This window comes from Neisseria iguanae, from assembly GCF_003013245.1.
Taxonomy (GTDB): domain Bacteria; phylum Pseudomonadota; class Gammaproteobacteria; order Burkholderiales; family Neisseriaceae; genus Neisseria; species Neisseria iguanae.
In genome coordinates this window covers 1-7,566 of sequence record NZ_PXYY01000109.1, presented here as the reverse complement: position 1 = coordinate 7,566, position 7,566 = coordinate 1, and the positions used below count along the sequence as shown (strand labels likewise).

Sequence of the window (7,566 nt, the reverse complement as noted above, 5' to 3'; positions counted from 1 at the left end):
AGGATAAGTTTGCGTTTAAGGATTCGGAACGTCAGCAAAAGGCGTTATGCCGTTTTGTGAATTTTTATCATCCGGTTAAGCCGCATAAGGGTTTGAAAGGTGATATGCTTTTCGGGGTTTTACAGGCTTCACTGCCCAATCTGTTGTGTAAACAACGCAGCTGTTTCTTATACCTGAGCCATTTGGTTAAATCACAGAATCGATTGAATTTAAAGTGTTGATGGTATAGGTGTCATCTAAGGCATCGTATGAGTAAACGTTGGCTTCACCTAATTTCACTTGATCATAAGCAGTAAAGAGAGCATTGCTTTCAAATGCATTTTTATCAATGTTGAAAATGGTCGTCAATTCCTTTTCCACCGCATCGGCTGCTTCTTTGGTATCGGTGAAAGATTTTAACTGCTCAGTATTTAAATTAGATGAAACACTCATGGCTTTACCGTTGTGCGTATTATCAATGGCCACATAAGACGCATTTTTGTGTTGCAGCCAATCTGCTGTCAGCTTGACTTCCGAGCTGGTCGTGAGATCATTGTCACTGATGGTCACGCTGGCACTTTCCTCATTACTGGTGCCGATAAAGCTGATAATGGATTTATCCAAAATACCTTTTAATGTCAGTTTATTGTCGGTCACGGCGTAAGTTTCCGCATTACCGATGAGTTGCACCCCTTCGACTACGCCGTTGGTTTTATTGATGGTGATGTCATTGTCGCTCACCGTTACGCTTCCGCGCAAAGTATCGGAAGCATTCTTTTCTTCCACATAAATGGGAACCGTGCCTTTAACAATTTCACCGATTTTGGCGGTATTACCTGAAATATTAATCGTACCTGAACCTGCGCCTTTTACACCACGTTGCGAGGTGTCATTGATGGCCGCAATCAAGTATTTGCTGCTGGTTCCTTCGATGGTGTTACCGGTGATGTTGGCCGTGTAATCGATGGCGTGCTCATGATTACGAAATTCAATGCCGTAAGTATGCAAGGCATCTCGATATACGGCCAAACCACTGATTTTGTTGCCGCTGATTTCATAGTTCGCATTGTTTTTAGTGTGTAAGTCGCGGCGTTGGGTGTTGGTTTCAAGTTGAATACCGGCATAACCGTGGTAATACTGGCCTAAATTGTCATCATGATAAAGGCGGAAACTCGGGTCTTGGATAACGGTATTGCCTTTAATCACCACATTATCCATGGCATATTGGCGGTTATACACGGCAATACCATATAAGCGGTCACCGTTGGATACGTTGTTTTGAATCACGATATCCGTACCGTCGTGTACATCCAAGCCTTTGCGGTAATTATGGTCGGTGTAGTTGTTGGTGTAGGTAATACCGAAATTGTAGGTGCCTGCCAAAGCGGCGAGGCCATAACCTGTGCCGCCGTCATATTGTGAACCGTTCCATGAAGCGATATTGCCGTTGGCAACAAAATCTTCTTGGTAGGCCACTAATACACCGCCAACACGGTTGTGGTGCAGATAGCTGTTTTCAACACGGTTGTTTTCACCTAAAGGCAATTTGGCATCGGTTTCATCGATTTCACCATTTCCCACACGGGTTTTATAGGTGGCTCCTGTGCGGCTGTCTTTACTGCTTGCGCTGGTTGAGGTAAACAATATTCCCGCACGGTTGGCACCGGAAGCTTCAACACCCGAAATCAGGGTATTGTCAGCATCATTGACTAAAATACCGGTAACTTTACCGAAATAGCTTTGGCCTTTGCGATAGAAATCATAGGTTCGGACGTATTCGACGGATAAATTTGAAATATTCACGTTGTTAACACCATCAACCAAAATGCCGGCATATTTTCGAATATCGTCGTCATTGCTATTTGGGTTGAAGGTACCGTCTTGCTGGGTATCAAAACTGATTTTTGTTTCCCCCATGCCGTCACCAAACAAACCTTTAACATGATTCAAAGATTTGTCAATGACGATTTGATCGGTAATATATAATTTACCGCTCAAATAAACGGCGGCTTTTTCTTGGTTCGCAACTTTAAGCGCAGCTTTGATGGCGGCCGAGCTGTCAGTTTTACCGGTTTTATCGGTACCGAATTGGCTTGCGTCAATATATTCGCCGAGTTTGCTATTGGAATAAACGTTATAAGTTATGCCTGAGGATGTGGTTTTGGTGGTTAAGATCGGATCATTGCTGCGTTGCGTGGCTGAAGCGCTGATTAACGTTTTTAAGGTGGGAATCTGACTCGCAGGTTCAGACATAAATATTCCTTTATTTAGAATTGAATAAAAAAATCTTTATTTTTAGTTTAATAAAGAATGTTTATGTATTCGGGCTAAAGTAATTTAAGAGTATATATCGCATTTAAATGCTGAATATTATACAATATTGGTAATATTCGATTTATATTTTTTATAATAATCAAAATAATTCTGAGATTATAGTTTATTTTAACTTAATGAAAGATATTCGGTCAAATATTTCGATTAATGGGGAATTGCTGAGATTAATCGTTAAGCTTAAATAAAATATTATTATATTAATAATTTTAAATAAATCAAAAATCATAAATGGTTTTATATTATAGGTACGTAATATTGAGAGATGGTAAAGAAGGAGGTGAAGTATCGGAAATTACATGAGACAAATATTGAGAATAATAATGTTAAGAAAAAGTTATATTGTAGAATGAATTTAATCTGAAAATATGAAAAATATTTAGGATGTTTAAATTATTAAGATAAACATAATAATCATCAGCGGCAGACGGGTTTGAAGCATTTTATAATTTTATGCGCAATCCAATGTCGTAGATTGATTATGGATATTGGGACTTTGAAGGTTATTAAAAAGCCGTATTTCAGACAGTCTGAAATACGGTCTGAGTTCGGCATCACGAATTTAAGCGCTTAATGTGCCTTTGGTAGAGGGCATTCTGCCTGTCATGCGATCGTCGTATTCAACAGCCATACGTAGGGCACGACCGAAGGCTTTGAACATGGTTTCGGCTTGATGGTGGGCGTTTTTGCCACTCAGGTTGTCGATGTGCAGCGTCATCATGCTGTGGTTGACTAAGCCGTGGAAAAATTCGCTGAACAAATCCACGTCGAAGCGGCCGATCATAGCGCGGGTAAATTCAATGTTGTATACCAAACCCGGGCGGCCGGAGAGATCGAGCACTACACGGCTTAAGGCTTCATCCAGCGGCACGTAGGCATGGCCGTAACGGCTGATGCCTGTTTTGTCGCCCAAGACCTTTTTTAGTGCTTGACCTAAGGTGATGCCGATGTCTTCAACGGTATGGTGGTCGTCAATGTGTAAGTCGCCTTTGCACACGATATCCAAGTCAATCAAGCCGTGACGGGCGATTTGGTCGAGCATGTGGTCGAGAAACGGTACGCCGGTGTCGAAACGGCCGATACCGCTGCCGTCAAGGTTCAGCTGAACGGTAATTTGGGTTTCGCTGGTGTTACGCGTGACGCTGACATAGCGGCCTTCGGTGGCAATATGTACTTTACTGTTTTCAGACGGCATACCGCCTTGAATCAGGGTCAGATTAGTGGGTTCGGCTGTCTCTACATCCGCGGCGGCTTTTTCTTTGTCTTTGCTGTGATTGCGGTCGAGCCAGCCTTTACGCTTGCTCATTCCTTGTTCCAACTTTTGTGCCAAACTCGGGCGGATGCCGCGGGCTTTTTCGTCGTCAACTTGTCCTTCCAGACGTCGTTTGAGCTGAGACAGGGAAGCGGCGTTTTCATAACCGCACTGACGTGCCAGTTTGGTTAAGGAGCCGGCTTCTTCAATCAGTAGGTACAGATTGTCCAAATGGCGTTTGATTTTATTCATGGTGACAAACCTTATGATGTTTAAGCGTAAAGCTTGCGGATAATGTTTAAGATGGCATCATTTTGCTCGGGCAAGCCGATGGTCAGACGGATACATTGATCCAGTAGCGGATGACTGCCGTGTAGTTTTTTAATCAAAATCTTGTTTCGTTTTAAGGTTTCAAACAGTTCGGCTGCATCAGGTACGCAGACGGTAATAAAATTGGCTTCGCTTGGGAAGGCTTTCAGACGGCTTATTGTCGATAATTCGGCAAATATGCGTTCGCGTTCGGCTTTTAATTTTAATATATTGTCATGGATGACTTCGAAGTGTTGCAGGGCGAATTTTACTGTGGCCAAGCTTAGTTGATTCATGTTGTAAGGCGGTAGGATTTTAGCCAATTCGTTCATAACGGCTGCGCTGCCGGCGGCATAGCCGATACGGATGCCGGCAAAACCGATTTTGCTGACAGTGCGCATCACCACCAGATTATCCGTGCTACCTACTTGCGGTAGGAAACTGTCGTCGCTGAAGGTGCCGTAGGCTTCATCCACCACCACAATGCCTTTTGATGCACGAATCAGTGCTTCGATTTCTTCGCGGGTAAAACGTACACCGGTAGGATTGTTGGGATAGGCGATAAAAGTCAGGGCGGGGTTATACGTTTCCATTGCAGCCAATACTGCCGGTAAATCGAGCGTAAAATCATCATTCAGTGGCACGCCTACATAATTCATGCCGAACAAAGCCGCGTTTTGTTTGTACATTACAAAGCTTGGCTCCACCGCCAGCATGGTGGCCCCCGGTTTGGCCAGCAGGAGGGTGATGAATTGAATCAATTCGTCCGAACCATTGCCTAAAGCTACGGCTGCTGCTTGCGGAATCTCAAATGCTTCTCGCAAGGCTTCCTGCAGGCCGCTGGCGGCAGGGTTAGGATACAGATGTATATTGGTCTGAGCCAGCAGCGCCGTCCATTGGTTTAACAGTTCAGACGAACAGGTAAACGGGTGGTACGGGCTTTCCATCGAATCTAATTTGATAAAGTCTTTTGGTAAATCGGCAACGTAATAAGCAGACATCGCTTTAACATCGTCGCGGATAAAATCAAGTGCAGACATGGTGGGTGGTTCCTAAATAATAGGGGATTAGGGTGTTAGTTTTCGCAGATTTTTATTGATAATGCGAATGCAACACCAAATGTTATGAATACGACGATACGCGCAAAAAATTGTAATGTAACATAAAAAGCACATAAAAACAGCTATATTAGCAACAATATTTTTTTCAGACCGCCTATAATGCCTAATAAATAGCTTAAATATACTTGGACTTGGGGACAGGGGAATACAATGAAATGGATACCGTTTCTCATCACAGGGCTGGCACTCACTGCCTGTCATGCATCCAATCAAAATACACCGCCTAAAAACATCACCGAAAGCCAAGCCCGACAGCAAACCAACAATTTGGTGGATAAAGGCGTACAGGCGTATGAACAACACCATTACGCCGAGGCGATGACTTATTTTACCCAAGCCTCTGCCGCCGGCCACATGACCGCGCCGCGGTACATCGGCATGATGTATCTAAACGGGTACGGGGTGGAGAAAAATGCCCGCCGGGCTGTAGCCGAATTCAGTAAAGCAGCGCAATGGGGCGATGTAACCGGCCAATTTTGGCTGGGCTATTGTTATGAACAAGGCATTGGTGTCGAGCAAGAGCGCGAGCTGGCGTTGAAGTGGTATCAACTTTCCGCCCGGCAAGGCGATGTTTATTCGGCTCCTGCCATGACCGCTTTAGGCCGCTTGTCCGAAAGCGAGGATTTGCAGGAAGCGATTGCATGGTATCAAAAATCTGCCGCTGTCGGCGATAAAGAATCGCGTGTGGCATTGAAGCGTTTGAATGTTGAATTGTAATTGGCAGATGCGTTTATATAAAAGGTAATAAAAGGCCGTCTGAAAATTAATATTTCAGACGGCCTAATTATGGGCGGGAAATACCCACCCTGATGGTCGGCTTTGTTGGTTTGGTATTGTTGCTGGATATTATCCATAATGAATTTCTTTGTTAAACTTTCAGACGGCCTTTTGTCCGGTGTTTAAAGTATAAATAATAATGAATTGTATTTTATTGTGATTACGAGATGCCAAATTTGGTGTAAAAAACTCTCCGCTACGCATTGAATTTTTGTCTGCCAAGCCTTATAACAGTAGAACAGGAATTACCTGGTTGAGAAAAGAAAAAATATGGGCCATACCATTCATACGCAATTTGAAGACATCGACAATGCCGTGCTGCAACGCCTGTGCGGCGCACTTGACGGCAATTTGGAAACCTTAGCCAAATCCTTGGACATTGAAATCAGCCGCCGTTTCGAACATTTCACTTTTATGGGCGAACTTGCCCATGCAGGCCGCCGTGCTTTGTTGCTTTTGGCGGAAGCTGCCGAAAAAGGCGAATTGGACGACCATATGATTCAGTTGGCTGCTGTAGAAGCTAAAACCGCCGACGAAAAACACGAAGAAAAACACCTCAGCCACCAATATTATTTCCGTACCAAACGCGGCAGCATCGGTAGCCGTACGCCGCGTCAAAACGGCTACATTCGCGCCTTACTCAATCACGATGTCGTGTTCGGCTTAGGACCTGCCGGTACCGGCAAAACCTATTTGGCTGTTGCGGCAGCGGTGGATGCGATAGAAAAACACCAAATCGAACGCATAGTGTTGGTGCGTCCGGCAGTGGAAGCAGGCGAGAAGCTCGGTTTTCTGCCGGGTGATTTAGCACAAAAAGTCGATCCATATCTGCGCCCTTTGTATGACGCGCTGTATGATTTGATGGGATTTGATAAGGTAACCAAGCTGATGGAAAAAGGCTTAATCGAAATCGCGCCACTCGCTTATATGCGCGGACGCACGCTGAACGGCGCGTATGTGATTCTTGATGAAGCACAAAACACTACACCCGAACAGATGAAAATGTTCCTGACCCGTATCGGTTTCGGCGCAAAAGCCGTCATTACCGGCGACATCAGCCAAATCGACCTACCGCGCAACATAAAATCCGGCCTGAAAGATGCGCGCGAAAAACTCGCCGGTGTGGAAGGTTTGTATTTCCACACCTTCACAAGCGAAGACGTAGTGCGCCATCCGTTGGTGCAGAAAATCGTTGAGGCTTACGAGGCGGCAGAAGAAGCCGAAGCAGGCAACTGTGTGGAATGAGTTTTATGAGTCTATACTAAACTTTGTGTAAATACCTATTTCTGAGATAATAATCTTAATCAGATACAGGTATTTTTTATGAACGAAGGAAAAATCAAAGCACTCGCTAAAGGGCTCAAAACACCAGAAGATTTAAACCGACTATCCCGAGTGTTATGCGATGAAGGGTTAAGTATTCCACAGGACAGAGACTGCTCATTTGAACCTCGGTTAGTCAAAAAATATAGTCAAAGAAATTAAAAAACAGTACAAATCCGCATAAAGTAAAAGAAAAGGGTATCGATGCAGTCAAGCCGCCAATCCTGACGTATTTTCTTAATCCGAGCCCAATATTTTTCAACAGGGTTAAAGTCAGGACGATAAGGCGGTAACCAAAAAATCGTATGACCTGTACCTTCAATTAAATCTTGAATATCAGCTCTTTCATGAAACGCGGCATTATCCGTCACGGCCGCACTGTTTTGAGGTAATTCCGGCAATAGCAAAGACCCAACCCGGTTGAGCAGTTTGCCGTTGTGAATTGCGCCTGCAGCATCGGTTTTGTTTTTAAGC

Annotated in this window: 6 protein-coding genes and 1 pseudogene; 3 read left to right on the top strand and 4 right to left on the bottom strand. The window is 44.3% G+C overall.

The annotated features are described in order from the left end of the window. Window positions 1-177, top strand: a pseudogene (locus C7N83_RS17135) (IS481 family transposase); the annotation flags it as partial. Between the two features lie 9 nt (window positions 178-186). Here C7N83_RS17135 and C7N83_RS12265 read toward each other — a convergent pair. From C7N83_RS12265 to hisC, 3 genes are all read right to left on the bottom strand, one after another. Continuing rightward, window positions 187-2,232: a right-handed parallel beta-helix repeat-containing protein gene (locus C7N83_RS12265; RefSeq protein WP_106742980.1), complete on the bottom strand. Its 2,046-nt coding sequence runs from the start codon at window positions 2,230-2,232 to the stop codon at window positions 187-189. A gap of 640 nt (window positions 2,233-2,872) precedes the next feature. Beyond that, window positions 2,873-3,814, bottom strand: a complete 942-nt coding sequence (gene hisB, locus C7N83_RS12260) for an imidazoleglycerol-phosphate dehydratase HisB (protein WP_106742979.1) — start codon at window positions 3,812-3,814, stop codon at window positions 2,873-2,875. A gap of 20 nt (window positions 3,815-3,834) precedes the next feature. Continuing rightward, on the bottom strand, window positions 3,835-4,911 hold the full coding sequence (gene hisC / locus C7N83_RS12255) for a histidinol-phosphate transaminase (RefSeq protein WP_106742977.1): 1,077 nt from the start codon (window positions 4,909-4,911) through the stop codon (window positions 3,835-3,837). A gap of 231 nt (window positions 4,912-5,142) precedes the next feature. Between hisC and C7N83_RS12250 the strand changes: the two genes are divergently transcribed. Both C7N83_RS12250 and C7N83_RS12245 read left to right on the top strand, forming a co-directional pair. Next, window positions 5,143-5,709: a tetratricopeptide repeat protein gene (locus C7N83_RS12250; RefSeq protein ID WP_106742976.1), complete on the top strand. Its 567-nt coding sequence runs from the start codon at window positions 5,143-5,145 to the stop codon at window positions 5,707-5,709. 330 nt (window positions 5,710-6,039) lie between these two features. Next, on the top strand, window positions 6,040-7,014 hold the full coding sequence (locus C7N83_RS12245; RefSeq protein ID WP_106742974.1) for a PhoH family protein: 975 nt from the start codon (window positions 6,040-6,042) through the stop codon (window positions 7,012-7,014). 236 nt (window positions 7,015-7,250) lie between these two features. Here the strand turns inward: C7N83_RS12245 and C7N83_RS12240 are convergent. After that, window positions 7,251-7,566, bottom strand: a 316-nt coding sequence (locus C7N83_RS12240) for a transposase (RefSeq protein ID WP_211296615.1), incomplete at its 5' end; no start/stop codon positions are given.

Coding starts and splice junctions, on each gene's coding strand:
- C7N83_RS12265 (WP_106742980.1), bottom strand. CDS start 2,232: ATGTCTGAACCTGCGAGTCAGATTCCCACCTTAAAAACGTTAATCAGC.
- hisB (WP_106742979.1), bottom strand. CDS start 3,814: ATGAATAAAATCAAACGCCATTTGGACAATCTGTACCTACTGATTGAA.
- hisC (WP_106742977.1), bottom strand. CDS start 4,911: ATGTCTGCACTTGATTTTATCCGCGACGATGTTAAAGCGATGTCTGCT.
- C7N83_RS12250 (WP_106742976.1), top strand. CDS start 5,143: ATGAAATGGATACCGTTTCTCATCACAGGGCTGGCACTCACTGCCTGT.
- C7N83_RS12245 (WP_106742974.1), top strand. CDS start 6,040: ATGGGCCATACCATTCATACGCAATTTGAAGACATCGACAATGCCGTG.